Origin of the sequence: Mesorhizobium kowhaii (assembly GCF_042431665.1) — a bacterium.
Classification (GTDB): domain Bacteria; phylum Pseudomonadota; class Alphaproteobacteria; order Rhizobiales; family Rhizobiaceae; genus Mesorhizobium; species Mesorhizobium kowhaii.
Genome location: NZ_JBHLYT010000033.1, coordinates 358,665 through 384,679, shown reverse-complemented (window position 1 = coordinate 384,679; position 26,015 = coordinate 358,665). Strand labels below are relative to the sequence as shown.

Sequence of the window (26,015 nt, the reverse complement as noted above, 5' to 3'; positions counted from 1 at the left end):
TTTCAAGCGGGTGGCAAAGTTCCGGCAACAACTGTGTAGTGATCGACGAATTCGGATTTCTCCAGGAGGTAGCGATCGTCTTCCGGATAGTAGCGGGCCAGTTCCGGTGCATCGCCGGCAAAGCTTCGCACGGCGTCCATCGATGACCACCAGCTCAACGTGACGACCTCCGTCGACCCATCGCCACGATCGCGCATAAGCATCTGGAAGCCGCGATTGCCTGTCGTAGCCGCGTAATCAAGGCCCCCTGTCCTCTCGACATAGGCGGCATAGGCAGCGCGATCCTGTGTGCGGATGACGGACGACCAGCGGCGCAGAATGAGCGGTTCTGTTTCGGTCATGGCTAACTCCTTGTTGTCGTGGCCGCAAAGCGAATCCACCTGCAATGGTCTAGAGCCTGTAAACGTACATCACGAACGGCTCGGCCACCGAATTGCGCGAGTCATAGAGCGCGGGCGGCGAGATTGTCTGGCTCGGTGCCGACCCAGGCCTCCTCACAGCCATGCTCGCGACCAATCGCGAACATGGCGTCGAGCATGTCTCGTGCGATGCCCTGGCGCTGGAAGGCAGGGGATACACCGACCTCGTCTATATAGAGTTCGCTGACCTTGTCGGGGTGGCGGTGGATGACGGCGGCGCATTGTCCGATGACCAGACTGTCCGCCAGAGCGACGATCATGAAATGGCCGGGTTCTCGGAGATAGGCTGCCAGCCGATCCGGCCTGACCGGCTCGTCGAAGACGTCCTCGGCGACTTGCATCACAAGGGCGTCATCGCCGGGGAACAGCCTTCTGATTTCCATCTTCATTGTGTAAATTCTCCCAAGTCGGCTTACAAACTTTGACGTTTACGTAAATCCCGATCTATCTAACCGATTGAAAATGCTGGCTCCGAAATAATCGTTTGAATTTATCTTGCACCAAGGCTATTGGGTGCGGCGAAAATCCGCGGTTTCCTCGCAGCATTCCGGCCTCTTCCTCGACGCCGCCAACCAAGTCGCCAAGGATTTGGGCGTCGTCACTGACAAAGGGAAAATATCCTGACATGGCACGCAACAAGATAGCGCTTATCGGCTCTGGCATGATCGGCGGCACGCTCGCCCACATGATCGGTCTGAAGGACCTCGGCGACGTGGTGCTGTTCGATATCGCCGAGGGTATCCCGCAGGGCAAGGGGCTCGATATCGCGCAGTCGTCGCCGGTCGATGGGTTCGACAGCCGCCTCACCGGCGTCAACGACTATGCCGGCATCGAGGGCGCCGATGTCTGCATCGTCACCGCCGGCGTGCCGCGCAAGCCGGGCATGAGCCGCGACGACCTGCTCGGCATCAATCTCAAGGTCATGGAACAGGTCGGCGCCGGCCTGAAAAAATATGCACCGAAGGCCTTCGTCATCTGCATCACCAACCCGCTCGACGCCATGGTCTGGGCGCTGCAGAAGTTCTCCGGCCTGCCCAACAGCCATGTCGTCGGCATGGCCGGCGTGCTCGACAGTTCGCGCTTCCGCTATTTCCTGGCCGAGGAGTTCAAGGTCTCGGTCGAGGACGTCACTGCCTTCGTGCTCGGCGGCCACGGCGATTCCATGGTGCCGATGATCCGCTATTCGACGGTTTCCGGCATCCCGCTGCCCGACCTGATCAAGATGGGCTGGACCTCGAAGGAAAAGCTCGACCAGATCGTCCAGCGCACCCGCGATGGCGGTGCCGAGATCGTCGGCCTGCTCAAGACCGGCTCGGCCTATTACGCGCCGGCCGCCTCGGCGATCTCGATGGCGGAAGCCTATCTTAAGGACAAGAAGCGTGTGCTGCCCTGTGCGGCGTACCTCTCCGGCCAGTATGGCGTCAAGAACACCTATGTCGGCGTTCCCGTGGTGATCGGCGCCGGCGGCGTCGAGCGCATCATCGAGATCGACCTCAACAAGAGCGAGCAGAAGATGTTCGACGCTTCGGTGGCGACGGTGCAGGGCCTGACCGAGGCCTGCGTCAAGATCGCGCCGCATCTCGCCTCGAAGTGACCCCCCAGCAGTCGACCCGGAGACATCGAAGATGAACATCCATGAATATCAGGGCAAGGCGCTGTTGAAGAGCTTTGGCGCGCCGGTGGCCGAAGGTGTGCCGGTGTTCAAGGCGAGCGAGGCGGAAGCCGCCGCCAAGGCGCTGCCCGGCCCGCTCTATGTGGTGAAGAGCCAGATCCATGCCGGCGGCCGCGGCAAGGGCAAATTCAAGGAGCTCGGCCTTGACGCCAAGGGTGGCGTGCGGCTGGCGAAGTCGGTGGCCGACGTGGTCGCCAACGCCAACGAGATGCTTGGGCATACGCTGGTGACCAAGCAGACCGGCCCGGCCGGCAAGCAGGTCAACCGCCTCTACATCGAGGACGGCGCCGACATCGAGCGCGAGCTCTATCTGTCGATCCTGGTCGATCGCTCGGTCGGCCGCGTTGCCTTCGTCGTCTCGACCGAAGGCGGCATGGACATCGAGGCGGTCGCGCACGACACGCCGGAAAAGATCATCACCGTCGCCATCGACCCGGAAAAGGGCGTCACATCTGCCGATCTGAAGGCGCTCAATGGCGCGCTGAAGCTCGACGGCGACGCGGGCCGGGATGGCGATACGCTGTTCCCGATCCTCTACAAGGCCTTTGTCGAGAAGGACATGAGCCTGCTCGAGGTCAATCCGCTGATCGTCATGAAGAACGGCCGGCTGCGCGTGCTCGATGCCAAAGTGTCGTTCGACAACAATGCGCTGTTCCGCCACCCCGACGTGCTCGAACTGCGCGACACCACCGAAGAGGACGAGAAGGAGATCGAGGCGTCGAAATACGACCTCGCCTATGTCGCGCTCGACGGCAATATCGGCTGCATGGTCAACGGCGCCGGCCTCGCCATGGCGACGATGGACATCATCAAGCTCTATGGCGCCGAGCCGGCCAACTTCCTCGATGTCGGCGGTGGCGCGTCGAAGGAGAAGGTGACGGCGGCGTTCAAGATCATCACCAAGGATCCGGCGGTCAAGGGCATCCTGATCAACATCTTCGGCGGCATCATGAAGTGCGACATCATCGCCGAGGGCGTGATTGCCGCGGTCAAGGAAGTCGGCCTCGAAGTGCCGCTGGTGGTGCGCCTGGAAGGCACCAATGCCGAGCTCGGCAAGAAGATCATCAACGACAGCGGCCTCAACGTGGTGTCGGCCGATGATCTTGACGACGCGGCCAAGAAGATCGTGACGGCGGTGAAGGGCTGAGCTGATGCCTCCGCGCAAGATAAATCTGGTCGAGGCGGCGGATCAAAAGATCAAGAAAGTCTTCGATCCGCACATCGCCGGCGACGTCAACGACAGCCAGGCGAAAGTCGCCAAGTTCGGCGAGGTCTTCGACTGGCACGCGCATGACAATGAGGATGAAGCTTTCCTCGTGCTGCGCGGCCGCATCGCCATCGATTTTCGCGACGGTCCGGTCGAGCTCGGCGAGGGCGACTTCATCGTCGTGCCGCGCGGCGTCGAGCACCGGCCGCGCTCGCTCAGCAAAGAACCGGTGGTGCTGATGTTCGAGCCGGCGACGACGCTCAACACCGGCAATGCCAAGAGCGACCTCACCGTCGCCGATCTGAAGCGGCTTTGACCATGAACGCGGCACCGTCCTTCTCGCTCTCGGCCGATCATCAGCGCCTGCAGGCGCTGGTGGGCGCGTGGCGTGGCGAGGAAGAGGTGTCGGCGACGAAATGGACGGCAGCCGGCGCCGCGACGGCCGAAGTGCTTGCCGAGGCCGAGTTCGGCGGGCTGTTCGTGGTGCAGCGCTATCGCCAGAGCCGCGACGGCACGGTTTCCTTCGCCTCGCACAATGTGTTGGGCTTCGACCAGCAAGACAGCGTCGTCACCATGCATCAGTTCGATTCGATGGGCTTTGTGCCGGCCGCATCGGCAACAGGTACGTGGGGTGGCAATACGCTGACGCTGCTGCGCTCGTCGCCGCGCGGGTCGGCGCGGGTGACCTACGATTTCGACAGCAATGACAGTTACCGCATGAGACTGCAGTTCCAAGCCGCCGGCAGCGATGCCTGGCAAGACATGGTGAGCGGCGTCTACAGCCGTGTCTCACCCTCCTCGATCAACGACTTCTAAGAAAAAGGGCCACCATGTCCATTCTCGTCGACAAGAACACCAAGGTGCTGGTGCAGGGCCTGACCGGCAAGACCGGCACATTCCACACCGAACAGGCGCTGGCCTATCACGGCACCAAGATGGTCGGCGGCATCCACCCCAAGAAGGGTGGCGAGACCTGGACCGGATCGAAGGGCGAGAGCCTGCCGATCTTCGCCACCGTCGCCGAGGGCAAGGAAAAGACCGGCGCCAACGCGTCCGTCGTTTATGTGCCGCCGGCGGGTGCCGCCGAAGCCATCCTGGAAGCGATCGAGGCCGAGATCCCGCTGATCATCTGCATCACCGAAGGCATTCCGGTGATGGACATGATCAAGGTCAAGGCCAGGCTCGACCGTTCGACCTCGCGGCTGATCGGCCCGAACTGCCCGGGCGTGCTCACCCCCAATGAATGCAAGATCGGCATCATGCCCGGAAACATCTTCCGCAAGGGCTCGGTCGGTGTTGTTTCGCGCTCGGGAACGCTTACCTATGAGGCCGTGTTCCAGACCACCAATGTCGGCCTCGGCCAGACCACAGCCGTCGGCATTGGCGGCGACCCCGTCAAGGGCACCGAATTCATCGACATGCTCGAGATGTTCCTCGCCGATGACGAGACCAAGTCGATCATCATGATCGGCGAGATCGGCGGTTCGGCCGAGGAAGACGCCGCGCAGTTCCTCAAGGACGAAGCCAAGCGTGGCCGCAAGAAGCCGATGGCCGGCTTCATCGCCGGGCGCACGGCGCCGGCCGGCCGCACCATGGGTCATGCCGGCGCGGTCATCTCCGGCGGCAAGGGTGGCGCCGAGGACAAGATCGCGGCGATGGAATCGGCCGGGATCAAGGTTTCGCCCTCGCCGGCACGGCTTGGCACGACGCTGGTCGAGGCGATCAAGGGTTAAGGCAGTAAGGGAGTAGGGCAGTATGGCAGCAGGGGAATAGGAAGAACGGGACGAGCGCGGCAACCGCCTGCTTTCCCTACTGCCTTACTCCCCTACTGCCCTACTCCCCTCCAAAAACAGGAGACGGAGCCAGGCTCCGCAGACAAAAATGGCAAGACAAGATCAGGCCAACGACCAATTTTCGCTCACCTCTTTCCTCTATGGCGGCAACGCCGACTATATCGACGCGCTTTACGCCGCCTATGAGGACGATCCGGCCTCGGTCAATCCAGAATGGCAGGAGTTCTTCGCCGGGCTGAAGGACGACGCGGGCGATGTGCGCAAGAACGCCAAGGGCGCCTCCTGGGCAAAGCCCTCCTGGCCGCTGCAGGCCAATGGCGAACTGGTGTCGGCGCTCGACGGCAACTGGGGCATCGTCGAGAAGCATCTGGAAAAGAAGGTCAAGGACAAGGCCGTCGTCAACGGTATCGTCCTTTCCGACGCCGACGTGCACCAGGCGACGCGCGATTCGGTGCGCGCCATCATGATGATCCGCGCCTACCGCATGCGCGGCCATCTGCACGCCAATCTCGACCCGCTCGGCATCGCCAAGCCGCTCGAGGACTACAACGAATTGTCGCCGGAGAATTACGGCTTCACCGCCGCCGACTACGACCGGCCGATCTTCCTCGACAATGTGCTCGGGCTCGAATTCGGCACCATCCGGCAGATGCTGGAGATCCTGACGCGCACCTATTGCTCGACGCTCGGCGTCGAGTTCATGCATATTTCCGACCCTGAGGAAAAGGCCTGGATCCAGGCGCGCATCGAGGGCGCCGACAAGGAGATCTCCTTCACCGCCACCGGCAAGAAGGCGATCCTGCAGAAGCTGGTCGAGGCCGAAGGCTTCGAGCAGTTCATCGACGTCAAGTACAAGGGCACCAAGCGCTTCGGCCTCGACGGCAGTGAATCGCTGATCCCGGCGCTGGAGCAGATCGTCAAGCGCGGGGGCCAGCTCGGCATGAAGGAAATCGTGCTCGGCATGGCGCATCGCGGCCGGCTGAACGTGCTTTCCCAGGTGATGGCCAAGCCGCACCGCGCCATCTTCCACGAGTTCAAGGGTGGCTCGGCAGCACCCGACGAGGTCGAGGGCTCGGGCGACGTCAAGTACCATCTCGGCGCCTCGTCGGACCGCGAGTTCGACGGCAACAAGGTGCATCTGTCGCTGACCGCCAACCCCTCGCATCTGGAAATCGTCGATCCGGTGGTGATGGGCAAGGCGCGCGCCAAGCAGGATTATCTGTTCGGCCGCAGCCGCGAGGAAATCGTGCCGCTGGAAGAGCGCGCCAAGGTGCTGCCGCTGCTGCTGCACGGCGATGCCGCCTTCGCCGGCCAGGGCGTGATCGCCGAAATCCTCGGCCTGTCCGGCCTGCGCGGCCACCGCGTCGCCGGCACGCTGCATTTCATCATCAACAACCAGATCGGCTTCACCACCAACCCGCGCTTCTCGCGCTCGTCGCCCTATCCGTCCGACGTGGCCAAGATGATCGAAGCGCCGATCTTCCACGTCAATGGCGACGACCCGGAAGCCGTGGTCCATGCCACCAAGGTGGCGATCGAATTCCGCATGAAGTTCCACAAGCCTGTTGTGGTCGACATGTTCTGCTACCGCCGCTTCGGCCACAATGAGGGCGACGAGCCGGCCTTCACCCAGCCGATCATGTATCGCAACATCCGCATCCACAAGACGACGGTGCAGATCTATGGCGACCGGCTGATCGCCGAGGGCCACATCACGCAGGCCGAGCTCGACCAGCTGAAGGCCGACTGGCGGGCGCATCTGGAATCCGAGTGGGAAGTCGGCCAGCACTACAAGCCCAACAAGGCCGACTGGCTCGACGGCGCCTGGTCGGGCCTGCGCACGGCCGACAACCAGGACGAACAGCGGCGCGGCAAGACCGCCGTGCCGGTCAAGACGCTGAAGGAAATCGGCAAGAAGCTGACCGAGGTGCCGAAGGATTTCGAGGCGCACAAGACGATCATCCGCTTCCTCGAGAACCGTCGCCAGGCGATCGAATCCGGCGAAGGCATCGACTGGTCGACGGCCGAGGCGCTGGCTTTCGGCGCCATCCTGCTCGACGGCAATCCGATCCGCCTGTCGGGCCAGGATTCCGAACGCGGCACCTTTTCGCAGCGCCATTCCGTGCTTTACGACCAGCGCGACGAGACCCGCTATATCCCGCTCAACAATCTGTCGGCCGCACAGGCCGGCTACGAAGTCATCAACTCGATGCTGTCGGAAGAGGCGGTGCTGGGTTTCGAATATGGCTACAGCCTGGCCGAACCGAAGGCGCTGACTCTGTGGGAAGCGCAGTTTGGCGACTTCGCCAACGGCGCCCAGGTGGTGTTCGACCAGTTCATCTCGTCGGGCGAACGCAAGTGGCTCAGAATGTCGGGCCTCGTCTGCCTGCTGCCGCATGGCTATGAAGGCCAGGGTCCAGAGCATTCCTCGGCCCGCCTCGAGCGCTTCCTGCAGCTTTGCGCCGAAGACAACATGCAAGTGGCGAACTGCACGACGCCGGCTAACTACTTCCACATCCTGCGCCGGCAGCTGAAGCGCGACTTCCGCAAGCCGCTGATCCTGATGACGCCGAAGTCGCTGCTGCGCCACAAGCGGGCGGTGTCGACGCTGCCGGAAATTTCCGGCGAAAGCTCGTTCCACCGGCTTTTGTGGGACGATGCCCAGCTCTTGCCCAACCAGGCGATCAAGCTCACCAAGGATTCGAAGATCCGCCGCGTCGTGCTGTGCTCGGGCAAGGTCTATTACGACCTCTACGAGGAGCGCGAGAAGCGCGGCATCAACGACATCTATCTGCTGCGCGTCGAACAGCTCTATCCGTTCCCGGCCAAGGCGCTGATCACGGAACTGTCGCGTTTCCGCAATGCCGAGATGGTGTGGTGCCAGGAGGAGCCCAAGAACATGGGCGCCTGGTCGTTCATCGACCCGTATCTGGAATGGGTGCTGGCGCATATCGACGCCAAGCATCAGCGGGTGCGCTACACCGGCCGTCCGGCGGCCGCCTCGCCGGCGACCGGACTGATGTCGAAGCACCTTGCCCAGCTCGCCGCCTTGCTCGAAGACGCGCTCGGTGAATAGAACAGATCCGGACGAATAAACAGAACCGAAAGAAACGGACAGGCACAATGGCTACCGAAATCCGCGTTCCCACTCTCGGCGAATCCGTCACCGAAGCGACCGTCGGCAAATGGTTCAAGAAGGTCGGCGACACCATCGTCGCCGATGAGCCGCTGCTCGAGCTCGAGACCGACAAGGTGACGGTGGAGGTGCCTGCCGCCGTCGCCGGCACGCTGGGCGAGATCACCGTCAAGGAAGGTGAAACGGTCGGCGTTGGCGCGCTGCTGGGTTCGATTTCGGCGGGCGGGGCTGCCGCTCCGGCGACCAAGCCACAGGCGGTGTCGCAGGCCTCGTCGCCGGATGCGGCATCGACCGGCAAGCAGGCGGCGGCCGAAACCGCCAAGATCGCCGGCGACGCCGGCGCGGTCGAGCCGCGCAGCATGCCGCCGGCCCCGGCCGCGGCAAAACTGATCGCCGAGCACAATCTGGCGGTCGACCAGCTCTCCGGTTCGGGCAAGCGCGGCCAGGTGCTGAAGGGCGACGTGCTCGACGCGATCTCCAAGGGCGCGCCTTCGCAGCCGGCCGAGACACCCAAGGCAGCGCCGGCGCCGGTTGCGGTGCGTGCGCCGTCCTCGGGCGACGATGCGTCGCGCGAGGAGCGCGTGCGCATGACCAAGCTGCGCCAGACCATCGCGCGCCGCCTCAAGGAAGCGCAGTCGACCGCCGCCATGCTGACCACCTTCAACGAGGTCGACATGAGCGCGGTGATGGCGCTCAGGGCCAAGTACAAGGACGTGTTCGAGAAGAAGCATGGCGTGAAGCTCGGCTTTATGGGCTTCTTCACCAAGGCCGTCACCCACGCACTGAAGGAAATCCCCTCGGTCAACGCCGAGATCGACGCCACCGACATCATCTTCAAGAACTACGCCCATATCGGCGTCGCCGTCGGCACCGAAAAGGGCCTCGTCGTGCCGGTCGTGCGCGATGCCGACCAGATGTCGATCGCCGAGATCGAAAAGGAAATCGGCCGCCTGGGCATCGCCGCGCGCGATGGCAAGCTGTCGGTTGCGGATATGCAAGGCGGTACCTTCACCATCTCCAATGGCGGCGTTTACGGGTCGCTGATGTCGACGCCGATTCTCAACGCGCCGCAGTCGGGCATTCTGGGCATGCACAAGATCCAGGACCGGCCTGTGGTGGTCGGCGGCCAGATCGTCATCCGGCCGATGATGTATCTGGCGCTCAGCTACGATCACCGCATCGTCGACGGCAAGGAAGCGGTGACCTTCCTGGTGCGCGTCAAGGAAAGCCTGGAGGATCCGGAACGGCTGGTGCTCGATCTCTGACCGCCGGTCTGAGCGAGAGGGGAGTTCTATGAGGTACTTTCTGCAGGCGCTTTCCTCGGCTGCGTTGGCCGCAGGGTTTACCGCCTTCAGTCCTCAGGCCCAGGCGGACGAGGTACCGCCATCGCAGGACCTCCCTGTACTGGATTTCTATGCCGATTCGCTCGTGACGGCCCGCTCCATTGCGGCAGTCTGCGCGCCGCCGTCCTCACCTGCTCGCGACGACAAGGCCTGGGAGGAAGCGGCAGCGATCCTCGTTGCGTCGCTCTGGGCCGACGGCTTTCCCGCCGACTTCGTCAGGAGTGTCAAGGCGCGGCTCGATCACCCGCCGATCCCTGCGAAAATCGACTGCAATGACGGCAGTAAAATCGACGAACTTGCAGGGTCGGAGGATGAGGGGTGGGTTCAACTCATCAAGGGAATGCTGAAAGGCACGGGACTCCGGGCGATCGAAACGCCGGTTTCCGATGCCCAGTGGAAAGAGATCAAGGCAACGATCGAAGGTGATCTGCCGGCGCAGACAAAGCTGTTCGATTGCGTCGGCGCTGTCGGGTTCGGATTGTTGCCCACCTTGATCCATGACTGGAATGGCATGCTGATCGAAGTGGGGCAGAAGCTGGTCGCAGCCGGCCTGCCGCGCGACGAAGTGAGCGCGGAGCTGAACGCAGCCGACGCCAACCACCTCTGGCACAAACCGGATGCGGCGACGCTGGCCTCGCTGAGACGGAGCTGCAAGGAGGACAAGAGCTGGTACGAAAGGCTTGCAACGATGAGCTATGCCGGCATCAGCGTAGAGGTGGACAAACGCCTGCCCGCCCGTTCGACGTCAGAGACGGGAGACCAGTAGGCATGGCCCTGAGCACGGCTGCGTCGGAGTGCCGGCGGGGTGGCGATGTCGCCCAGGCATTGGCGCCCCGAACGCGATGACGATACGTGTCGGCGGTTCGCTGGTTTCCTTCGCGGTCGGCCTCGGGTGGCCTCTGGCTGCCGTAGCCGGCTGCCCGATCGAGCTTGCCGTCTATGGCGAGGCCCAAAGCGGCAGCGAGATCGACTTTACCCCGACCGGCACCTCGGCGACGGTGACCAACAGCTTCCGGATGATCCTCGACAACAATGTGGTGCTGAACGGCATCGTCATGTGGAACGAGGGTGTGTCGCGGCCGAACGGCGTGCTGATGTACAAATGCCCGGAGGGCGACGTCACCGGCGAGGAGCTTGCCGCCTGCACGTCCTGGCACGGTGTCATCTACACGTCGGATGACAAGGGCAGCATCGGGCTGCTGCCGGCAGAAGGCGTCGAAGCGCCGAAGACGCTGATCCTGCCTGATCTTGGTCAGTCGCTGCGCCAATCCTCAGCCTATGGCGGCAGCGGGTTTTCGAAAGTGCCGTGGGATGTGTTTGCCTTGAAGGGATGCCAGGAATGAGCCGGTCGCAAAAGGTACTGCTGGTCACCGGTGGCAGTCGCGGCATCGGCGCCGCGATCTGCCGGCTCGGCTCGAAGGCCGGCTATCGCGTCGCGGTCAACTACGCTGCGAATCAGGACGCCGCCGAGGCGCTGGTCGCCGAGATCCAGGCCGCCGGCGGCGAGGCTTTTGCGGTCAAGGGCGATGTCGGCAGCGAGGCCGATATCGTTGCCATGTTCGGCGCCGTCGACCGCGCCTATGGCCGGCTCGATGCCTTCGTCAACAATGCCGGTATCGTCGACGTCAAGGCGCGCGTCGACGAGATGGACGTTTCGCGGCTGGAGCGCATGATGCGCATCAATGTCGTCGGTTCGTTCCTGTGCGCCCGCGAGGCGGTCAAGCGCATGTCGACCCGCCACGGTGGCTCGGGCGGATCGATCGTCAACATCTCATCGGCGGCGGCGGTGCTTGGCGCCGCGGACAACTATGTCGACTATGCAGCGTCCAAGGGCGCCATCGACACCTTTACCATCGGGCTTGCCCGCGAGGTGGCGTTGGAAGGCATCCGCGTCAACGCGGTTCGGCCGGGCATCATCGACACGGAGATTCATGCTTCCGGCGGACAGCCGGACCGGGTGACACTGATCCAGGACACCCTTCCGATGAAAAGAGCCGGCACAGCGGATGAAGTCGCGGGTGCGGTTCTCTATCTTCTATCCGACGCGGCGTCCTATACGACGGGCGCCATCCTGAATGTAAGCGGCGGCCGCTGAGCCCCAGTTAGGAAGGACAGTATCATGGCTTATGACGTCGTTATCATCGGATCGGGACCGGGCGGCTATGTCTGCGCCATCAAAGCGGCGCAACTCGGGCTGAAGACGGCGGTGGTCGAAAAGAACGCGACCTTCGGCGGCACCTGCCTCAACATCGGCTGCATTCCGTCCAAGGCGCTGCTCCACGCCTCCGAGATGTTCGCCGAGGCCGGCCATTCCTTCGACACGCTCGGCGTCGAGATATCAGCGCCGAAATTGAACCTGAAGAAGATGATGGCGCACAAGGACGCGACGGTGGCGTCGAACGTCAATGGCGTCGCCTTCCTGTTCAAGAAGAACAAGATCGATAGCTTTCGCGGCACTGGCAAGGTGGTTGCGGCCGGCAAGGTCTCGGTCACCGGCGAGGATGGCAAGGTCGAGGAGATCGAGACCAAGAACATCGTCATCGCCACCGGTTCGGATGTCGCCGGCATTCCGGGCGTCAAGGTCGATATCGACGAGAAGGTGATCGTGTCGTCGACCGGCGCGCTGTCGCTGGACAAAGTGCCTGGTCATCTGGTGGTGGTCGGCGGCGGTGTCATCGGCCTCGAGCTCGGCTCTGTCTGGGCGCGGCTTGGCGCCAAGGTCACCGTCGTCGAATTCCTCGACACCATCCTGGGCGGCATGGACGGCGAGGTCTCCAAGCAGTTCCAGCGGCTGCTGTCGAAACAGGGTTTCGAGTTCAAGCTCGGCGCCAAGGTCACCGGCGTCGCCAAGGCCAAGAAGGGCGCGACCGTCACCTTCGAGCCGGTCAAGGGCGGCACCGCCGAGACCATCGAGGCGGACGCGGTGCTGATCGCCACCGGGCGCCGCGCCTATGCCGACAGCCTCGGGCTGAAGGAGGCCGGCGTTGAGGTCGACGAGCGCGGCCAGGTCAAGACCGACGGGCATCTGCGGACCAACGTCCCCGGCATCTACGCCATCGGCGATGTCATCGCCGGGCCGATGCTGGCGCACAAGGCCGAGGACGAGGGCGTGGCGGTGGCGGAAACCATTGCCGGCCAGGCTGGCCACGTGAACTATGACGTCATTCCGAGCGTCGTCTACACCAGTCCGGAAATTGCCTCGGTCGGCAAGACCGAGGAAGAGCTGAAGAAGGCCGGCATGGAGTACAAGGCGGGAAAATTCCCGTTCAGCGCCAATGGCCGGGCGCGCGCCATGCTGCACACTGACGGCTTCGTCAAGATTCTCGCCGACAAGGCCAGCGACCGCGTGCTCGGCGTTCATATCGTCGGCTTCGGCGCCGGCGAGATGATCCACGAGGCGGCGGTGCTGATGGAATTCGGCGGTTCCTCGGAAGATCTCGCTCGCACCTGCCATGCGCATCCAACGATGTCGGAAGCGGTCAAGGAGGCGGCGCTGGCGACCTTCTTCAAGCCGATCCACATCTAACGTCGTCATCCCAGGGCGGAGCAGGAGCGCAGCTCCGTCGCGGAGACCCTGGGATCCATGCCGCGACATCAGAGCGCTGCAGCGGTGCAGATATTTCTGTTCGGCTGCGTTCTTCGGCTGACCTCGCGGCATGGATCCTCGGGTCAAGCCCGAGGATGACGAACGTGTGGCGACACCACCCAAAGCAAAACGGCCCGCTTTTCAGCGGGCCGTTCGTATTTGATATCAAGCCGACCCGTTGGCCGATCAGTTGGCCGGTGCGGCAGGAGCCGGTGCTGGCGCTGGAGCCGGCGCAGGCGCCGGGGCAGGTTCTGCAGGGGCAGGCGCCGCCGGAGCGGGTGCAGCCGGAGCTGGTTCGGCTGGCTTCATCGGTTCCGCAGGAGCCGGCGCAGGCGCCGGCGTGCTGGCCGCAGGCGGCTCGGCAGTTGCCGGATGCTCACCGCCGCTTCTTCCGAAAACATAATACGCGACAACCGCCAGAATAACGACGACCAGCGCAATCAGCCAGGTGCTACCGCCGCCACCGCCGCTTGGGCGTGGGGCGTTGGTGGACGAATTGAACGGGTCGTTTGGATTCGGTGTGTTCGCCATAAAAGTGTCCTCCGTGGATGAAAAATATCAATCAACACGACTCAACGCGCAATCGTTGAACAGGTTTCACGCTAGTCGAGGAAAACGCCGAAAACACGACGCCCGGACTATGCGACTCAGTTGACAGCGGTGACAGTATAGCCGGCTTTGCGGAAATCCTCGACCAGGCCCTCGGGACCGGGAAGGTGGAGGGCGCCGACCGCCATGAACGCATTGCCCCTGGCCAGGATCGGCTCGGCGTGCTCGACCATCACCTTGTTGCGGCTGGTGATCATGGTTTCCTCGAACGCCGCATAACCCGCGGGGTCGTCCTGCTGATCGGGCATGGCGGCGCGGAACAGCGGCCAGAACATGCCGGTGTCGCCGCGCTGGTAGAGAACAATCATGGTTTCGTTGATGTCGTTGACCTTGTCGCCCAGCTTCAGCGTGTCGACCAGACCCTTCATGTGAAAGGCGAGCGGCAACGAGGCCATGGCGCGCAGCTGGCTGGCAGCCGTTTCCAAGCCTTCCACCGGCTTGCCGGCGGCCTTGGCACCTTCCGCCAGCTTGACGTCGAGCACCGGGGCGCCGCCGGACTGGCGGGCCAGTTCGCAAGCCGGAAGCGCCATCATGGCCGAGAGCATCCACGGCTTCATCTTGGCAACGGTTGCCGGCGGGATGCCGCGCGCGTCGAGGGCGGCATTCATGGCCGCCGCATCGTCGGGCGACAGCAATGACGACAGCGTCGTAGAGTCGGTGAACATCATCAGGTCCGGCTCCTTGAGCATAGCCGCCATCATCTGCTGCTTGTCGAGCACGTCGGTGGTTTCGATGACGATGGTGGCGGCGGCGTCATAGGCCTTCTGTGCAGCCGGCGGCAGCGCGGTGACGCGCGGGTCGGTCATGTGCATGGTGCCGAACAGGAAGGACGGTTTTTCGCCCGGCTTTTCCAGCTTCCACAGCAGGCCCTTGCCGTTGGGCGTGGCCACGGCTTCCGCTTCGATCTTCTGGTAGGCCGCCAGATCGCTCTTCTGCAAGGCAGACAGCATGTCGGCGCCGGTGCAGGTCGGGATCTCGGCATGCGCCCTGCCGCCCGCGAACAGCAAGACGGCGAGGAACGACAGGAAAAACAGGACATTGAGTGCGATAAGCAGCTTCAGCGATACGGAAGCTGCACGGTCGGCGATGGCGATGACGCGTTTCATGGCCCTTTCCTAAGACCGAAAAGCGGCAAAACGGTTAACCGGCACTGCAAAATTGAAGCTTCATGCCCTTGGATGGGCTGATTCGTAGATTTCGAGCAGCCTGGCGGTGTCGACGCCGGTGTAGATCTGCGTCGTCGACAGGCTGGCGTGGCCAAGCAGCTCCTGGATGGTGCGCAAATCGCCGCCGCGGCCGAGCAGATGCGTGGCGAAGGAATGGCGCAGCGCGTGCGGCGTCGCTGTATCGGGCAGGTTGAGCGCCGAGCGCAGTTTGGCCATGTCGCGCTGGACGATGGCCGGGTTGAGCGGGCCGCCGCGCGCGCCGCGAAACAAAAGGCCCTTCGGGTCGAGGTGATAGGGGCACAGCCGGCGGTATTCGGCGATCGCCCGCAGCGCCACCGGCAGCACCGGCACCAGCCGGGTCTTGCCGCCCTTGCCGGTGACGCGCAGCACGGTGTCGGTCGCCAATGCCAGATCGGCGCCGGCGAGGCCGAGCGCCTCGGAAATGCGCAGGCCGGAGCCGTAGAGCAGTGTCAGCACGGCGGCGTTGCGGGCTGCGATCCATGGCTCTTCCGCCAGTTGGCCTTCGACGGAAACGATATGCTTTGCATCGCTTGCGGTCAGCGGCTTGGGCAGCGATTTGGGCTGGCGCGGCGCGCGCAGCGCGGCAGCACCCGCCGCATTGACGAGGCCGCGCCGTTCGAGGAACCGCAACAGCGAGCGGATACCTGCCAGCCCGCGGCCAAGCGTGCGGGCGCCGGCGCCGGCGTTGCGGCGGGCGGCGAGGAAACCGCGCAGATCGGCCGGGCGCAGATTGGCGATGTCCGAGATGCCGGGCGAGCCGCCACAATGGCCGGTAAGGAAATGCAGGAACTGGCGCGTGTCGCGCTCATAGGCTTCGACGGTTTGCGGCGACAGCCGGCGTTCGCGCGCCAGCATCTTCAGCCAGCTTTCACGCGCCGCCTGGAGGTCGGGTTTTGCCGGGATGAGGAATTCCTGCATGGCGTGCTTCCAATCTTTGTTTCATGCATGTCGTTGTCCCCAAAACCGGAGCCACTTTTGGGCGACATGCATTTGTCTTTATGCATGTCGTCATCCCAAAACCGGGAGCCACTTTTGGGCGACATGCATTTGTCTTTATGCATGTCGTCATCCCAAAACCGGGAGCCACTTTTGGGCGACATGCATTGGCAACCATTTTCCGGCAGCCGGGTTAGGAAGCGGTGAAGAGCACGTCATTGAAATGACAATCGGGGAGCGTTAGAGCAAAGCCAAAGGATGTCGCGCCATGAGCAAGCCCCAGAACCCCGTCCAGATGGCCGTGATCGGCGCCGCCCACGGCATCAAGGGCGAATTGCGGGTGAAGACCTTCACCGGTGAGCCGCTGGCGCTGGCCGATTATGGGCCGCTCTATGCCAGGGACGGCCGCGCCTTCCAGATCATCGACATCAGACCCGCCAACACCGTCGTCGTGGTCCGCTTCAAGGGTGTTGCCGACCGCAACGCCGCCGAGGCGCTCGCCGGCACCGAGCTGTTCGTCGACCGGTCGGTGCTGCCCGACGACGGCGAAGAGGACGAATTCTACCATGCCGACTTGGTCGGGCTGGAGGTCCGCGACGACACCGGCGCTGCCATCGGCAAGGTTGTCGCCGTGCACAATTTCGGCGGCGGCGACATTCTCGATGTGACATTGGGCGGGCGCAAGGGCGTGCTGATCCCGTTCACGCAGGCCGCCGTACCGCAAGTGTCGATCGCCGAGGGTTTTGTCCGCGTCGACCCGGCGGCAGCCGGGCTTGTCGAGGACGAGGATGGCGATGGCCCTCGCGAAGAAGACTTCGACCCGAAGGGCAGGCCGCGTGGACCGAGCGATGCCGGGGGCAACCGGTGACGTTCAAGGCCTCGGTGCTGACGCTCTATCCCGAGATGTTTCCCGGCGCGCTTGGCTTGTCGCTGGCCGGCCGGGCGCTGGAGGCCGGCACATGGTCGCTGGAAGCGATCCAGATCCGCGACTTCGCCACCGACCGCCACCGCACCGTCGACGACACGCCGGCCGGCGGCGGCGCCGGCATGGTGATGCGCGCCGACGTTTTGGCCAAGGCCGTCGACCATGCTTCGCCAGAGGGCGACGCGCGGCCGCGCCTGCTGATGAGCCCGCGCGGCAAACCGCTAACGCAGGCCCGCGTGCGCGAACTGGCGGCCGGGCCGGGCGCGGTCATCGTCTGCGGCCGCTTCGAGGGCGTCGACCAGCGGCTGATCGAGGCGCGCAGCCTGGAAGAGGTTTCGATCGGCGATTTCATTCTCTCTGGCGGTGAGCCGGCGGCGCTCGTGCTGCTCGACGCGGTGGTGCGGCTGTTGCCCGGGGTGATGGGCAATGCGGTGTCGGGCGAGGAAGAGAGTTTCGAGAACGGCCTGCTCGAACACCCGCACTACACCCGGCCACAGGAATTCGAGGGGCGCGAGATTCCCGAGGTGCTGATATCAGGCAACCACAAGAAGATCGCCGCATGGCGGCGGGCGGCGTCCGAGGCGCTGACGAAGGAGCGGCGGCCGGACCTGCCCGGCACTCAGCCCTTGCTGAAGTAGTAGAAGGTGAGAAACAGGCCGACCGCGACGACGAAGCCGCGCACCAAATTCTGCGGCACGCGCTTGGCGATCCAGACGCCGGCATAGCCGCCGAGTGCGCCGCCCGGGATCATGATGATGGCTTGCGGCCAGGCGACGACGCCGCCCGAGACGAAGACGACGATCGCGACCGCGGCGACGACTATGGCCAGCATGTTCTTCAGCGCGTTCAGCCGATGGTAGTCGCCGGCCTGCGTCAGGCCGAGCGTCGCCAGCATCATGACGCCCATGCCGGCGCCGAAGAAGCCGCCATAGATGGCGGTGAGAAACTGTGCCAGGGAACCGGCCAGCGACCCAACGGCCGCTTCATGCCCCGGTTTTGGCGCCGGCTTCAACCACGGCCCGGCGGCGAACAATGCGGTTGCGCCTAACAGCAGCCACGGCACCAGAACGCGAAACGACGGATTGTCGAGCGCCAGCAGGATCAGCGCGCCGACCAGCGCGCCGACCGCCGAGATCAGGCAGAGCAGCAGCGCGCCGCGCCAGAAATGCCGGATGTCGGCTGAGTAGGCCAGCGTCGAGGTGATATAGCCTGGAAATTGCGTCACCGAGGAGGTGGCGTTGGCGACGATCGGCGGCAGGCCGACCAATGTCATGGCGCCGAAGGTGATGAATGTGCCGCCACCGGCGACCGCATTGGCGGTGCCTGACAGAAAGCCCGCGAGGAAAAGCAGGATGGCGTCGAAGATAGACATGGAAATGCCGCCGCAGAAAACTGTGCTGCGCCCGGCTTAGGAAGCTTGTAAGACGGACGCAACCCGGCACCGGAAGGTTATGATGGTGCCATGCGACCAAAAAAGACTCGGGATCGGGCGTGACAAAGCGTCGAAATAGCTGTATGTGCCCGCCGAACCGGAAGAACAATCTACCGGACCCGTCAACAATGACGGTGTAGTCGCCCCTGCCCGATGTCTTGGACACCCTGTGTCCTGGGACAAAGGGCATAGCCGAGCGGTCAGTGGAACTGCAAGGCGAGTGTCGGACGCTCTGACTGTCGGAAGAACAAGAAGTGGATTTTTGAGATGGATATTCTCCGTCAGCTCGAGGCCGAACAGGCCGCCAAGATCGAAGCCAAGCGCAAGCTTCCCGAATTCCAGCCCGGTGACACCGTGCGCGTCCAGGTCCGCGTGACCGAAGGCACCCGCACCCGCGTCCAGGCCTATGAGGGCGTCGTCATCGCCCGCGCCGGCTCCGGCTTCCAGGAAAATTTCACCGTCCGCAAGATCTCCTACGGCGAAGGCGTCGAGCGCGTGTTCCCGGTCTACTCGCCGATGGTCGAAGGCGTCGAGATCGTTCGCCGCGGCAAGGTGCGTCGCGCCAAGCTCTACTATCTGCGCGATCGTCGCGGCAAGTCGGCCCGTATCTCGGAAAACACCGGCGTGCGCGCCCGCAAGCTGAACGATGAGGAGCGCGATGCGCTGAACGCCGAAAAGGCCCGCATCGAGGCCGAGAAGGTGGCAGCCGCCGAGGCTCTGGCCGTCGAGAAGGCCGCCCAGGACGCCGCCGAGAAGAAGGCCGCCGACGAGGCAGCCAAGGCCGCGGAAGCCGCGACCGCCGAATAAGGTTTTCGACAAGCATGGTTTTAAAAGGCGGCTTCGGCCGCCTTTTTTCGTTTTGGGCGTTTCATGTCCTGGTAGAAAATCCGCGGTTGACTCAATTTACATCGTGTACTAAATAATCGTGCACAATATAAATGGAGACACGAGATGACCGCATTGTATTCCACTCAAGCTCGGGCCGTCGGCGGCCGCGCCGGCCATGTCCAGAGCGGCGATGGCCTGCTCAGCCTCGACCTTGCCATGCCGAAGGAACTGGGCGGCAAGGGTGGCGCCACCAATCCCGAACAGCTTTTCGCCGCCGGCTATGCCGCTTGCTTCGAAAGCGCCATGCGCTTCATCGCCGGCAAGCAGAAACTTCCGCTGCAGGACGCCTCGGTGACGGCCAATGTCAGCCTGCATCCCAATGGCCAGGGCGGTTTCCTGCTCGGCGTTTCGCTCGCGGCCGAGACGAAAGGTCTTGATCAGGCGGCAGCAGAGGCGCTTGTATCGGCGGCGCATCAGGTTTGCCCCTATTCCAACGCCATCAAGGGCAACATCGAGGTGGCGCTTTCGGCAATGGCGCTTCCGGCAAAGGCAGCATGACCACCAGAACGACCCCTTCGCCCCTGGACGTCCCGGCGGATTTCGCCGGGATACCGAAGCTCGAGCAGCATCTCTGCTTCGCGCTCTATTCGGCGAGCGGGCTGATGACACGGCTCTACCGGCCGCTGCTCGAGCCGCTCGGCCTGACCTACCCGCAATATCTGACCATGCTGGCGCTGTGGGAGCATGCACCGCGCACCGTCGGCGAACTCGGTGATGCCTTGGGGCTCGATTCGGCAACGTTGACGCCGCTGCTCAAGCGCCTCGAAGCCAACGGCCTGGTCACACGCCGGCGCGATGCCGCCGACGAACGCCGGGTGCTGGTCGAACCGACGCATCAGGGCCAAGCACTGCGCGAGGGCGCCAAGGCGGTATCGGCCGCGATGCGTTGCCATTCGGTGCTCGATGGCGACGAGCTGAAATCCCTGCATCACTCCCTGACCCGGCTGATCGACGGTTTGCGGGAAGCGGGCGCCGATTGACGGGAGACCGCAAGGATCGTCCTGGAATTCCCGGATTGAAGGCACTGGAATCCGTTTTCGCGTCAGCTGACGCAGTGGACCGTCTTGCATGGCGCTTGCGGAAAGCTAAAGTCGGCGCCGGATTTCCTGCAAGCCCGGCCCCTGTCCGGGCCATTCAATTTCCGGGAGTGTGTCATGACCAAATCGAAACTGCTGCTGGCCGGCCTGCTTGCCCTCATCCTGGCGCCCGTCGCCGCATTCGCGCAGGCGCTGCCCGATCTCGGCGGCAAGAAGGTGGTGGTGGTGACCGAAAACGCCTATCCGCCGCTGCAGTTCATCGATGCCAAGACGGGAAAACAGATCGGCTGGGAATATGACGCGATGAACGAGATCGCCAAGCGGCTGAACTTCACCGTCGAGTACCAGAACACCTCCTGGGACGCGATGATCCAGGCGGTTTCCGACAACCAGTACAACATCGGCATGACCGGCATCACCATCAAGGACGACCGCAAGCAGAAGGTCGATTTCTCCGACCCCTATATGCGCTCGGAACAGTTCATGCTGGTGCGCGGCGACGAAAGCCGCTTCACCGACGCCAAAACCTTCGGCGCCTTCAAGGACGGACTGATCGGCGCCCAGGCCGGCACGACGCCCTTCTACACCGCCGTCTACAGCGTGCTCGACGGCAATGAGCAGAACCCGCGCATCAAACTGTTCGAGACTTTTGGCGCCACGGTGCAGGCGCTGAAGTCCGGCGACGTCGATGTCGTGTTGACAGACGGCACCGCGGGCAAGGGCTATGTCGACGCTTCCGAGGGCAAGCTGAAGCTGATCGGCGGGCCGCTCGGCACCGAGGATTTCGGGTTTATCTTCCCGAAGGGTTCCGATCTGGTGAAGCCGGTCAACGCAGCAATCGCGGTGCTGAAAGCGGACGGGACCTTCGACACGCTCAACAAGAAATGGTTCCTTGATTACAAGATGGGGCAGTAGTTCGTCTTGGTGCGCGCGTGGGGTGATGCTAGCGCGCTGACCCTGCGCTTGAACACCCTCCTCTGTCCTGCCGGACATCTCCCCCTCAAGGGGGGAGATCGGATGTCGCATTGGCTTTCGCTAATTTCCAACGCCAAAAAATGGGCGACGAGGTTGAAGCTGCCAATCTCCCCCCTGGAGGGGGAGATGTCCGACAGGACAGAGGGGGGTGGCCTGGCGCGTCGCGACGTTTGCTTGGCAAGCATCGCCTGATGACAGCGCCCTCATCCTCCACCTCAAAATCCGACTTCCCTTGGTGGCTCGTCGTGGCCGTGGCCATCGCGGTTGCGGTGGCCGTCTTCGTCGCGACCAGCAACCTCTACGCCCAGGTTTTTGCCACCGTCGCCAAGGGCATCGGCATCACCGTCTTCGTCACCGTGGTTGCCTTCGTGCTGGCGTCCGCCATCGGACTGGGCATTTCGCTGATGGGGCTGTCGGGCTCGCGCTGGCTACGCCAGGTCGCCCGCTTCTATGTCGAGATCATCCGCGGCGTGCCGATCCTGGTGCTGTTGTTCTGGATCGCCTTCGTTGGCGCGCCGGCCTTTGTCGCGGGCTGGAACGCGCTGACCGCGCCGCTGCAGAATGCCGGCCTGCTGGGCGAATTGCTGGTGCGCGACGTGTCGCTCTTGTGGCGCGCCATCATGGCACTGACCATCGGCTACTCGGCCTTCATATCGGAGGTTTTTCGCGCCGGCATCCAGGCCGTCGAGAAAGGCCAGATCGAGGCGGCGAAGGCGCTGGGCCTGACGCGGGCGCAACGTTTCCGGCTGATCGTGTTTCCGCAGGCGATCCGCACCATCCTGCCGCCGCTCGGCAATGATTTCGTCGCTCTGGTCAAGGATTCCTCGCTGGTCTCGGTGCTCGGCGTCGCCGACATCACGCAGATGGGCAAGGTCTACGCCGCCGGCTCGTTCCGCTTCTTCGAGACCTATTCGATCGTCGCCTATGTCTATCTCATCCTGACCGTCGGCCTGTCGCTGGCTTTGCGGGCGCTGGAACGGCGGTTGCGCCGCCAGCACGAGGAATAGTTTTTGGACCAAGACAGCGGTATCTTGCTTTTATGCATGTCGTTGTCCCAAAACCGCTGCGCACTTTTGGGCGATATGCATTAGCTGGGAGAAGCACGACCTATGATCGTCGACAAAGCCAATGCGGCGCTGGATTCCGTCTACACGGCCGATACGCCGGAAGCGCTGGCCGAGGCCTATGCCGCATGGGCTGCGACCTATGACAGCGAGACCGCGTCGCTCGGTTATTTGCTGCCTTTCCTGATCACCGCCTGGGTGGCGCGCCATGTGCCGGCGGGCGAAGGGCCGCTGCTCGATGCCGGCTGCGGCACCGGCCTGTCGGGACCGTCGCTGAAGGCGCTCGGCTACAACGATATTGCCGGGCTCGATCTCTCCGACGACATGCTGAAAATCGCCGGCAGCCGCAATGCCTACAGCGAGCTCAAACAGGCGATGCTGGGCGGACCGCTGCCATGGCCGGATGACCATTTCCGCGCCTTCTTCTCAACCGGCGTTTTCACCATCAGCCATGCGCCGGCGTCGGGCCTGCATGAGCTGGTGCGCATCACCCGGAAAGGCGGCCACGCCATCTTCACCGTGCGCGACCAGGTTTTTGCGAACGGCGGGTTCCAGGCTGTTTTCGACGAACTGGAGCAGGCGAAAAAATGGCGGCCGGTCGAGCAGACCCCGTGGTTCCGGTGCTACGCGATCGCCGAGCCCGACGCGCTGGTGAAGACTTTTGTCTTCGAGGTAGTTTGAGGGACGCATCTTCCTTCTCCCCCAAGGGGAGAAGGAAAGAGCCGCGCCGCACGCCGCAATTGCCGAAAAGCCAAAACATTGATATGAGCCACGCCATGGAAGAGCTTTTTGGCGATCCGGCCTATAAGGGGTTCGTGCTGCAGGACAGAAAACGCCTGCCGTCGCGTTTCTCCGCGCGCGTGACCGGCGCACTGACCAGCCGACTTACCTAGACCGACCTGTCCAGGTCGTTTAGCCGGACTGATGATCCGGCATCTGCTCTTTCCCATTCTCATATCGACGGATTTACGCACATGAGCGCACCGCGCACCCTCTACGACAAGATTTTCGATGACCACGTCGTCGACCGACAGGACGACGGCACCTGCCTGCTCTACATCGACCGCCACCTCGTCCATGAAGTGACCAGCCCGCAGGCCTTCGAAGGCCTGCGCCTGAGCGGCCGCAAGGTCCGGCATCCGGAAAAGACGCTGGCCGTGGTCGATCACAATGTCTCGACCTCGCCCGAGCGCAAGTTCGGCATCAAGAACGAGGAAAGCCGTATCCAGGTCGAGGCGCTGGCCAAGAACGCCAAGGATTTCGGCGTCGAATATTACTCCGAGAACGATATCCGCCAGGGCATCGTCCACATCATCGGCCCGGAGCAGGGTTTTACGCTGCCCGGCATGACCATCGTCTGCGGTGACAGCCACACGTCGACGCATGGCGCTTTCGGCGCGCTGGCGCACGGCATCGGCACGTCCGAGGTCGAGCATGTGCTGGCAACGCAGACGCTGATCCAGCGCAAGGCCAAGAACATGCTGGTGCGTGTCGACGGCCAGTTGCCGGATGGCGTCACCGCCAAGGACATCATCCTCGCCATCATCGGCGAGATCGGCACCGCCGGCGGCACCGGCTATGTCATCGAATATGCCGGCGAGGCGATCCGTGCGCTGTCGATGGAAGGCCGCATGACGATCTGCAACATGTCGATCGAGGGCGGCGCGCGCGCCGGCCTGATCGCCGCCGACGAGACGACCTTCGCCTATGTCAAGGACAAGCCGCGCGCCCCGAAGGGCGCGGCCTGGGATGCGGCACTCGAATACTGGAAGACGCTGCAATCCGACGAGGGCGCGCATTTCGACAAGGTGATCGTGCTCGATGCGGCCAAGCTGCCGCCGATCGTCTCCTGGGGCTCCTCGCCCGAGGATGTCGTGTCGGTGCAAGGCATCGTGCCGAACCCGGACGACATCAGCGATGAAAACAAGCGCACCTCCAAGCAGCGCGCGCTCGACTATATGGGTCTGACGCCGGGCACCAGGATCACCGACATCACGCTCGACCGCGTCTTCATCGGTTCCTGCACCAATGGCCGCATCGAGGACCTGCGCGCCGTCGCCAAGGTGGTCGAAGGCAAGACGGTCAGCCCGCATGTCGATGCGATGATCGTGCCGGGCTCCGGCCTGGTCAAGGAACAGGCGGAAGCCGAAGGCCTCGACAAGATCTTCGTCGCCGCCGGCTTCGACTGGCGCGAGCCGGGCTGCTCGATGTGCCTTGCCATGAATGACGACCGGCTGAAGCCGCATGAACGCTGCGCCTCGACCTCGAACCGCAATTTCGAAGGCCGGCAAGGCTTCAAGGGCCGCACCCATCTGGTGTCGCCGGCGATGGCGGCGGCGGCGGCGATCGCCGGCCACTTCGTCGACATCCGCGAGTGGAAATAGCGCGCGGCTTCCAGCTGCGAATGCATGCCAGACCCCGGACCGCTTGCGGCTCCGGGGTCTTTTTTCATTCGCCCCGTCCGCATATTCCCTTTCGCTTAACCGCTTGTTTGGGCTTGCGCTCTAAGGTCTTCCCTGACGTAAGCGAGGGGAAGTCACAGTCCTTTGGACACCGGCCTGTTCATAGCGCTGCTCAATCCGACGATCGCGCTGGCACTCGGCGCGGCCTTCCTCGTGCTATGGTCCTATCAGCGCCACCGCCCCTATCTCGCCGTGCTGGCGATCAGCTACAGTGTCTCGGCGCCCGGCTTCCTGCTGCAGTATTTCACCTTGCCCATCGGCATGCAGCTGACCAAGGTGGCGTCGAACATCTGCTTCACAATTGCCGGCTGCTGCCTGTCCAGCGCCATCGTCCACCGCTATGGCCGCAAGGTGCCCTATGTGGGGATCGGCGTGCTGGCCGGCGGCGGCCTGGCGTCGTTGTGCTGGTTCCTGTTTGTCGCGCCGGATCTCACCTGGCGCATCCTGGCGATGAATTTCGCCTTCGGTGGGCTCAGTCTCCTGGTCGCCGCCGAACTGCGGCCGGTGCGCCGCAACGGCCCGACCGAAAAAATCCTCTTCGTTCTGTCGCTGCTGTCGGGCCTGAACTTCTTCGTGCGCACCCTTGTCGTCGTCATCGCGCACGGACCCTTCACCAGCTATGACGGGTTCTATGGCTCGTCCTACTGGACGACGGCGCTGCTGTCGCACGCGCTGCTGTCGCTGCTCATTGCGCTCTGCCTGTTCTCCGCCGCCGCACTTGACGTGATGAAAGTGCTGAAGACCGAGACCTATACCGACCCGCTTTCGGGTCTTCTCAATCGCCGTGGCTTCGAGGAGCGGGGCATGCTGCTACTGCGGCACTGCGCCACGGCCCGCTTCCCGGTCGCATTGGTGCTGGCCGACCTCGATCATTTCAAGGCGCTCAACGACGTGCACGGGCATGCGGCGGGCGACCGCGTGATTGCCGACTTCGCCGCCAAGCTTCGGTTGGGCGCCGGGTCGCGCGGCGTTGCCGGGCGTATCGGCGGCGAGGAATTCGCCGTGCTGCTGCCCCTCAGCGATCTCGCCGCCGCGCGGCTGTTCGCCGAAGCCGTGCGTACACTCTATTCGGCCGGCCACGTCGACGGGCTTCCTGCCGGCACGAAGGTGACAGCCAGCTTCGGCGTGGCGGCGCGTAGCGGCGACGAGGCACTGGAGCCGCTGATGCGTCGTGCCGACGACGCGCTCTACAAGGCCAAGAAGAACGGCCGCGACAGCGTGCGCCTGTCTTACGAGCGCCCGGAAACGGTGTTCGTGGCGGAGCCTCTAAGGACCGGCTGATCCTGCCTGGCCGGGCCAGCGTTAACGTCTTCTTCGCCCGTCAATGCTTAGCTGTCGGCGCGG

28 protein-coding genes are annotated in these 26,015 nt (G+C 63.7%); 23 read left to right on the top strand and 5 right to left on the bottom strand.

Annotation, left to right across the window (positions count from 1 at the left end; genetic code table 11):
• Window positions 1-2 precede the first annotated feature (2 nt).
• Both ACFFNA_RS21395 and ACFFNA_RS21390 read right to left on the bottom strand, forming a co-directional pair.
• Window positions 3-341 (bottom strand): hypothetical protein, encoded by a 339-nt coding sequence (locus tag ACFFNA_RS21395; protein ID WP_111544169.1) that lies wholly within the window; start codon window positions 339-341, stop codon window positions 3-5.
• A gap of 101 nt (window positions 342-442) precedes the next feature.
• Entirely contained in the window at window positions 443-808 is a 366-nt protein-coding gene (locus tag ACFFNA_RS21390) for a GNAT family N-acetyltransferase (protein ID WP_378921373.1), read from the bottom strand.
• Window positions 809-1,044: 236 nt separating this feature from the next.
• On the opposite strand from ACFFNA_RS21390, the gene mdh reads away from it, so the two are divergent.
• The 12 genes from mdh to ACFFNA_RS21330 all read left to right on the top strand — a co-directional run bounded on the left by mdh (window position 1,045) and on the right by ACFFNA_RS21330 (window position 13,581).
• Window positions 1,045-2,013 (top strand): malate dehydrogenase, encoded by a 969-nt coding sequence (mdh, locus tag ACFFNA_RS21385; RefSeq protein ID WP_111544135.1) that lies wholly within the window; start codon window positions 1,045-1,047, stop codon window positions 2,011-2,013.
• Window positions 2,014-2,044: 31 nt separating this feature from the next.
• Complete coding sequence (gene sucC / locus ACFFNA_RS21380; protein ID WP_378921371.1) at window positions 2,045-3,238, top strand: ADP-forming succinate--CoA ligase subunit beta; 1,194 nt, start codon at window positions 2,045-2,047, stop codon at window positions 3,236-3,238.
• 4 nt (window positions 3,239-3,242) lie between these two features.
• Window positions 3,243-3,614 (top strand): cupin domain-containing protein, encoded by a 372-nt coding sequence (locus tag ACFFNA_RS21375; RefSeq protein WP_378921369.1) that lies wholly within the window; start codon window positions 3,243-3,245, stop codon window positions 3,612-3,614.
• A gap of 2 nt (window positions 3,615-3,616) precedes the next feature.
• The gene (locus ACFFNA_RS21370; protein WP_378921367.1) at window positions 3,617-4,114 is read left to right on the top strand and encodes a DUF1579 family protein; all 498 of its coding nucleotides are present in this window, start codon (window positions 3,617-3,619) and stop codon (window positions 4,112-4,114) included.
• 14 nt (window positions 4,115-4,128) lie between these two features.
• The gene (gene sucD / locus ACFFNA_RS21365; RefSeq protein WP_378921365.1) at window positions 4,129-5,031 is read left to right on the top strand and encodes a succinate--CoA ligase subunit alpha; all 903 of its coding nucleotides are present in this window, start codon (window positions 4,129-4,131) and stop codon (window positions 5,029-5,031) included.
• 148 nt (window positions 5,032-5,179) lie between these two features.
• Window positions 5,180-8,167, top strand: coding sequence for a 2-oxoglutarate dehydrogenase E1 component (locus tag ACFFNA_RS21360; protein WP_111544140.1), 2,988 nt, complete (start codon window positions 5,180-5,182; stop codon window positions 8,165-8,167).
• Window positions 8,168-8,214: 47 nt separating this feature from the next.
• Window positions 8,215-9,492: a 2-oxoglutarate dehydrogenase complex dihydrolipoyllysine-residue succinyltransferase gene (gene odhB / locus ACFFNA_RS21355; protein ID WP_378921363.1), complete on the top strand. Its 1,278-nt coding sequence runs from the start codon at window positions 8,215-8,217 to the stop codon at window positions 9,490-9,492.
• A gap of 64 nt (window positions 9,493-9,556) precedes the next feature.
• Window positions 9,557-10,336 carry a hypothetical protein gene (locus tag ACFFNA_RS21350; RefSeq protein ID WP_378921361.1) on the top strand — a complete coding sequence of 260 codons (780 nt, stop codon included), beginning with the start codon at window positions 9,557-9,559 and terminating at the stop codon, window positions 10,334-10,336.
• A gap of 76 nt (window positions 10,337-10,412) precedes the next feature.
• Entirely contained in the window at window positions 10,413-10,913 is a 501-nt protein-coding gene (locus tag ACFFNA_RS21345; protein WP_245445844.1) for a hypothetical protein, read from the top strand.
• Window positions 10,910-11,665: an SDR family oxidoreductase gene (locus ACFFNA_RS21340; protein WP_378921360.1), complete on the top strand. Its 756-nt coding sequence runs from the start codon at window positions 10,910-10,912 to the stop codon at window positions 11,663-11,665. Before ACFFNA_RS21345 ends, ACFFNA_RS21340 begins: the two co-directional genes overlap by 4 nt.
• A gap of 24 nt (window positions 11,666-11,689) precedes the next feature.
• A complete protein-coding gene (gene lpdA, locus ACFFNA_RS21335) occupies window positions 11,690-13,096 on the top strand; it encodes a dihydrolipoyl dehydrogenase (RefSeq protein WP_378921358.1) in 1,407 nt (468 codons plus the stop codon).
• A gap of 155 nt (window positions 13,097-13,251) precedes the next feature.
• Window positions 13,252-13,581 (top strand): hypothetical protein, encoded by a 330-nt coding sequence (locus ACFFNA_RS21330; protein WP_378921356.1) that lies wholly within the window; start codon window positions 13,252-13,254, stop codon window positions 13,579-13,581.
• Between the two features lie 222 nt (window positions 13,582-13,803).
• On the opposite strand, the gene ACFFNA_RS21325 is transcribed toward ACFFNA_RS21330, so the two are convergent.
• Window positions 13,804-14,871: a TraB/GumN family protein gene (locus tag ACFFNA_RS21325; protein WP_378921354.1), complete on the bottom strand. Its 1,068-nt coding sequence runs from the start codon at window positions 14,869-14,871 to the stop codon at window positions 13,804-13,806.
• Window positions 14,872-14,931: 60 nt separating this feature from the next.
• Window positions 14,932-15,870 carry a tyrosine recombinase XerC gene (locus tag ACFFNA_RS21320; RefSeq protein WP_378921352.1) on the bottom strand — a complete coding sequence of 313 codons (939 nt, stop codon included), beginning with the start codon at window positions 15,868-15,870 and terminating at the stop codon, window positions 14,932-14,934.
• A gap of 286 nt (window positions 15,871-16,156) precedes the next feature.
• Here ACFFNA_RS21320 and rimM point away from each other — a divergent pair, with 286 nt between their 5' ends.
• Together rimM and trmD are read left to right on the top strand one after the other, a co-directional pair.
• A complete protein-coding gene (rimM, locus tag ACFFNA_RS21315; RefSeq protein WP_378921350.1) occupies window positions 16,157-16,756 on the top strand; it encodes a ribosome maturation factor RimM in 600 nt (199 codons plus the stop codon).
• Window positions 16,753-17,451, top strand: a complete 699-nt coding sequence (gene trmD, locus ACFFNA_RS21310) for a tRNA (guanosine(37)-N1)-methyltransferase TrmD (RefSeq protein ID WP_378921348.1) — start codon at window positions 16,753-16,755, stop codon at window positions 17,449-17,451. Before rimM ends, trmD begins: the two co-directional genes overlap by 4 nt.
• On the opposite strand, the gene ACFFNA_RS21305 is transcribed toward trmD, so the two are convergent.
• A complete protein-coding gene (locus ACFFNA_RS21305; protein WP_378921346.1) occupies window positions 17,433-18,185 on the bottom strand; it encodes a sulfite exporter TauE/SafE family protein in 753 nt (250 codons plus the stop codon). The two genes, trmD and ACFFNA_RS21305, sit on opposite strands and share 19 nt — an antisense overlap.
• Before the next feature lie 327 nt (window positions 18,186-18,512).
• Here ACFFNA_RS21305 and rplS point away from each other — a divergent pair, with 327 nt between their 5' ends.
• From rplS to ACFFNA_RS21260, 9 genes are all read left to right on the top strand, one after another.
• Window positions 18,513-19,052, top strand: a complete 540-nt coding sequence (gene rplS, locus ACFFNA_RS21300) for a 50S ribosomal protein L19 (RefSeq protein WP_111544150.1) — start codon at window positions 18,513-18,515, stop codon at window positions 19,050-19,052.
• Between the two features lie 144 nt (window positions 19,053-19,196).
• The gene (locus ACFFNA_RS21295) at window positions 19,197-19,631 is read left to right on the top strand and encodes an organic hydroperoxide resistance protein (protein ID WP_378921343.1); all 435 of its coding nucleotides are present in this window, start codon (window positions 19,197-19,199) and stop codon (window positions 19,629-19,631) included.
• Window positions 19,628-20,113: a MarR family winged helix-turn-helix transcriptional regulator gene (locus tag ACFFNA_RS21290; RefSeq protein ID WP_111544152.1), complete on the top strand. Its 486-nt coding sequence runs from the start codon at window positions 19,628-19,630 to the stop codon at window positions 20,111-20,113. Before ACFFNA_RS21295 ends, ACFFNA_RS21290 begins: the two co-directional genes overlap by 4 nt.
• A gap of 174 nt (window positions 20,114-20,287) precedes the next feature.
• Entirely contained in the window at window positions 20,288-21,085 is a 798-nt protein-coding gene (locus ACFFNA_RS21285; RefSeq protein ID WP_111544153.1) for a transporter substrate-binding domain-containing protein, read from the top strand.
• 251 nt (window positions 21,086-21,336) lie between these two features.
• Window positions 21,337-22,152: an amino acid ABC transporter permease gene (locus tag ACFFNA_RS21280; RefSeq protein WP_378921341.1), complete on the top strand. Its 816-nt coding sequence runs from the start codon at window positions 21,337-21,339 to the stop codon at window positions 22,150-22,152.
• Between the two features lie 102 nt (window positions 22,153-22,254).
• Window positions 22,255-22,890 (top strand): class I SAM-dependent DNA methyltransferase, encoded by a 636-nt coding sequence (locus tag ACFFNA_RS21275; protein ID WP_378921339.1) that lies wholly within the window; start codon window positions 22,255-22,257, stop codon window positions 22,888-22,890.
• A complete protein-coding gene (locus tag ACFFNA_RS21270; protein ID WP_378921699.1) occupies window positions 22,887-23,102 on the top strand; it encodes a hypothetical protein in 216 nt (71 codons plus the stop codon). Before ACFFNA_RS21275 ends, ACFFNA_RS21270 begins: the two co-directional genes overlap by 4 nt.
• An 81-nt stretch (window positions 23,103-23,183) precedes the next feature.
• Entirely contained in the window at window positions 23,184-24,593 is a 1,410-nt protein-coding gene (leuC, locus tag ACFFNA_RS21265; protein WP_378921337.1) for a 3-isopropylmalate dehydratase large subunit, read from the top strand.
• A gap of 162 nt (window positions 24,594-24,755) precedes the next feature.
• On the top strand, window positions 24,756-25,952 hold the full coding sequence (locus ACFFNA_RS21260) for a GGDEF domain-containing protein (RefSeq protein WP_378921335.1): 1,197 nt from the start codon (window positions 24,756-24,758) through the stop codon (window positions 25,950-25,952).
• Window positions 25,953-26,015: the final 63 nt, after the last annotated feature.

What these genes read in the sequence shown, in the direction of transcription:
- ACFFNA_RS21395 (WP_111544169.1), bottom strand. Translation starts at nt 341, where the DNA reads ATGACCGAAACAGAACCGCTCATTCTGCGCCGCTGGTCGTCCGTCATC.
- ACFFNA_RS21390 (WP_378921373.1), bottom strand. Translation starts at nt 808, where the DNA reads ATGAAGATGGAAATCAGAAGGCTGTTCCCCGGCGATGACGCCCTTGTG.
- mdh (WP_111544135.1), top strand. Translation starts at nt 1,045, where the DNA reads ATGGCACGCAACAAGATAGCGCTTATCGGCTCTGGCATGATCGGCGGC.
- sucC (WP_378921371.1), top strand. Translation starts at nt 2,045, where the DNA reads ATGAACATCCATGAATATCAGGGCAAGGCGCTGTTGAAGAGCTTTGGC.
- ACFFNA_RS21375 (WP_378921369.1), top strand. Translation starts at nt 3,243, where the DNA reads ATGCCTCCGCGCAAGATAAATCTGGTCGAGGCGGCGGATCAAAAGATC.
- ACFFNA_RS21370 (WP_378921367.1), top strand. Translation starts at nt 3,617, where the DNA reads ATGAACGCGGCACCGTCCTTCTCGCTCTCGGCCGATCATCAGCGCCTG.
- sucD (WP_378921365.1), top strand. Translation starts at nt 4,129, where the DNA reads ATGTCCATTCTCGTCGACAAGAACACCAAGGTGCTGGTGCAGGGCCTG.
- ACFFNA_RS21360 (WP_111544140.1), top strand. Translation starts at nt 5,180, where the DNA reads ATGGCAAGACAAGATCAGGCCAACGACCAATTTTCGCTCACCTCTTTC.
- odhB (WP_378921363.1), top strand. Translation starts at nt 8,215, where the DNA reads ATGGCTACCGAAATCCGCGTTCCCACTCTCGGCGAATCCGTCACCGAA.
- ACFFNA_RS21345 (WP_245445844.1), top strand. Translation starts at nt 10,413, where the DNA reads ATGACGATACGTGTCGGCGGTTCGCTGGTTTCCTTCGCGGTCGGCCTC.
- ACFFNA_RS21340 (WP_378921360.1), top strand. Translation starts at nt 10,910, where the DNA reads ATGAGCCGGTCGCAAAAGGTACTGCTGGTCACCGGTGGCAGTCGCGGC.
- lpdA (WP_378921358.1), top strand. Translation starts at nt 11,690, where the DNA reads ATGGCTTATGACGTCGTTATCATCGGATCGGGACCGGGCGGCTATGTC.
- ACFFNA_RS21330 (WP_378921356.1), top strand. Translation starts at nt 13,252, where the DNA reads ATGACGAACGTGTGGCGACACCACCCAAAGCAAAACGGCCCGCTTTTC.
- ACFFNA_RS21325 (WP_378921354.1), bottom strand. Translation starts at nt 14,871, where the DNA reads ATGAAACGCGTCATCGCCATCGCCGACCGTGCAGCTTCCGTATCGCTG.
- ACFFNA_RS21320 (WP_378921352.1), bottom strand. Translation starts at nt 15,870, where the DNA reads ATGCAGGAATTCCTCATCCCGGCAAAACCCGACCTCCAGGCGGCGCGT.
- rimM (WP_378921350.1), top strand. Translation starts at nt 16,157, where the DNA reads ATGAGCAAGCCCCAGAACCCCGTCCAGATGGCCGTGATCGGCGCCGCC.
- ACFFNA_RS21305 (WP_378921346.1), bottom strand. Translation starts at nt 18,185, where the DNA reads ATGTCTATCTTCGACGCCATCCTGCTTTTCCTCGCGGGCTTTCTGTCA.
- rplS (WP_111544150.1), top strand. Translation starts at nt 18,513, where the DNA reads ATGGATATTCTCCGTCAGCTCGAGGCCGAACAGGCCGCCAAGATCGAA.
- ACFFNA_RS21295 (WP_378921343.1), top strand. Translation starts at nt 19,197, where the DNA reads ATGACCGCATTGTATTCCACTCAAGCTCGGGCCGTCGGCGGCCGCGCC.
- ACFFNA_RS21290 (WP_111544152.1), top strand. Translation starts at nt 19,628, where the DNA reads ATGACCACCAGAACGACCCCTTCGCCCCTGGACGTCCCGGCGGATTTC.
- ACFFNA_RS21285 (WP_111544153.1), top strand. Translation starts at nt 20,288, where the DNA reads ATGACCAAATCGAAACTGCTGCTGGCCGGCCTGCTTGCCCTCATCCTG.
- ACFFNA_RS21280 (WP_378921341.1), top strand. Translation starts at nt 21,337, where the DNA reads ATGACAGCGCCCTCATCCTCCACCTCAAAATCCGACTTCCCTTGGTGG.
- ACFFNA_RS21275 (WP_378921339.1), top strand. Translation starts at nt 22,255, where the DNA reads ATGATCGTCGACAAAGCCAATGCGGCGCTGGATTCCGTCTACACGGCC.
- leuC (WP_378921337.1), top strand. Translation starts at nt 23,184, where the DNA reads ATGAGCGCACCGCGCACCCTCTACGACAAGATTTTCGATGACCACGTC.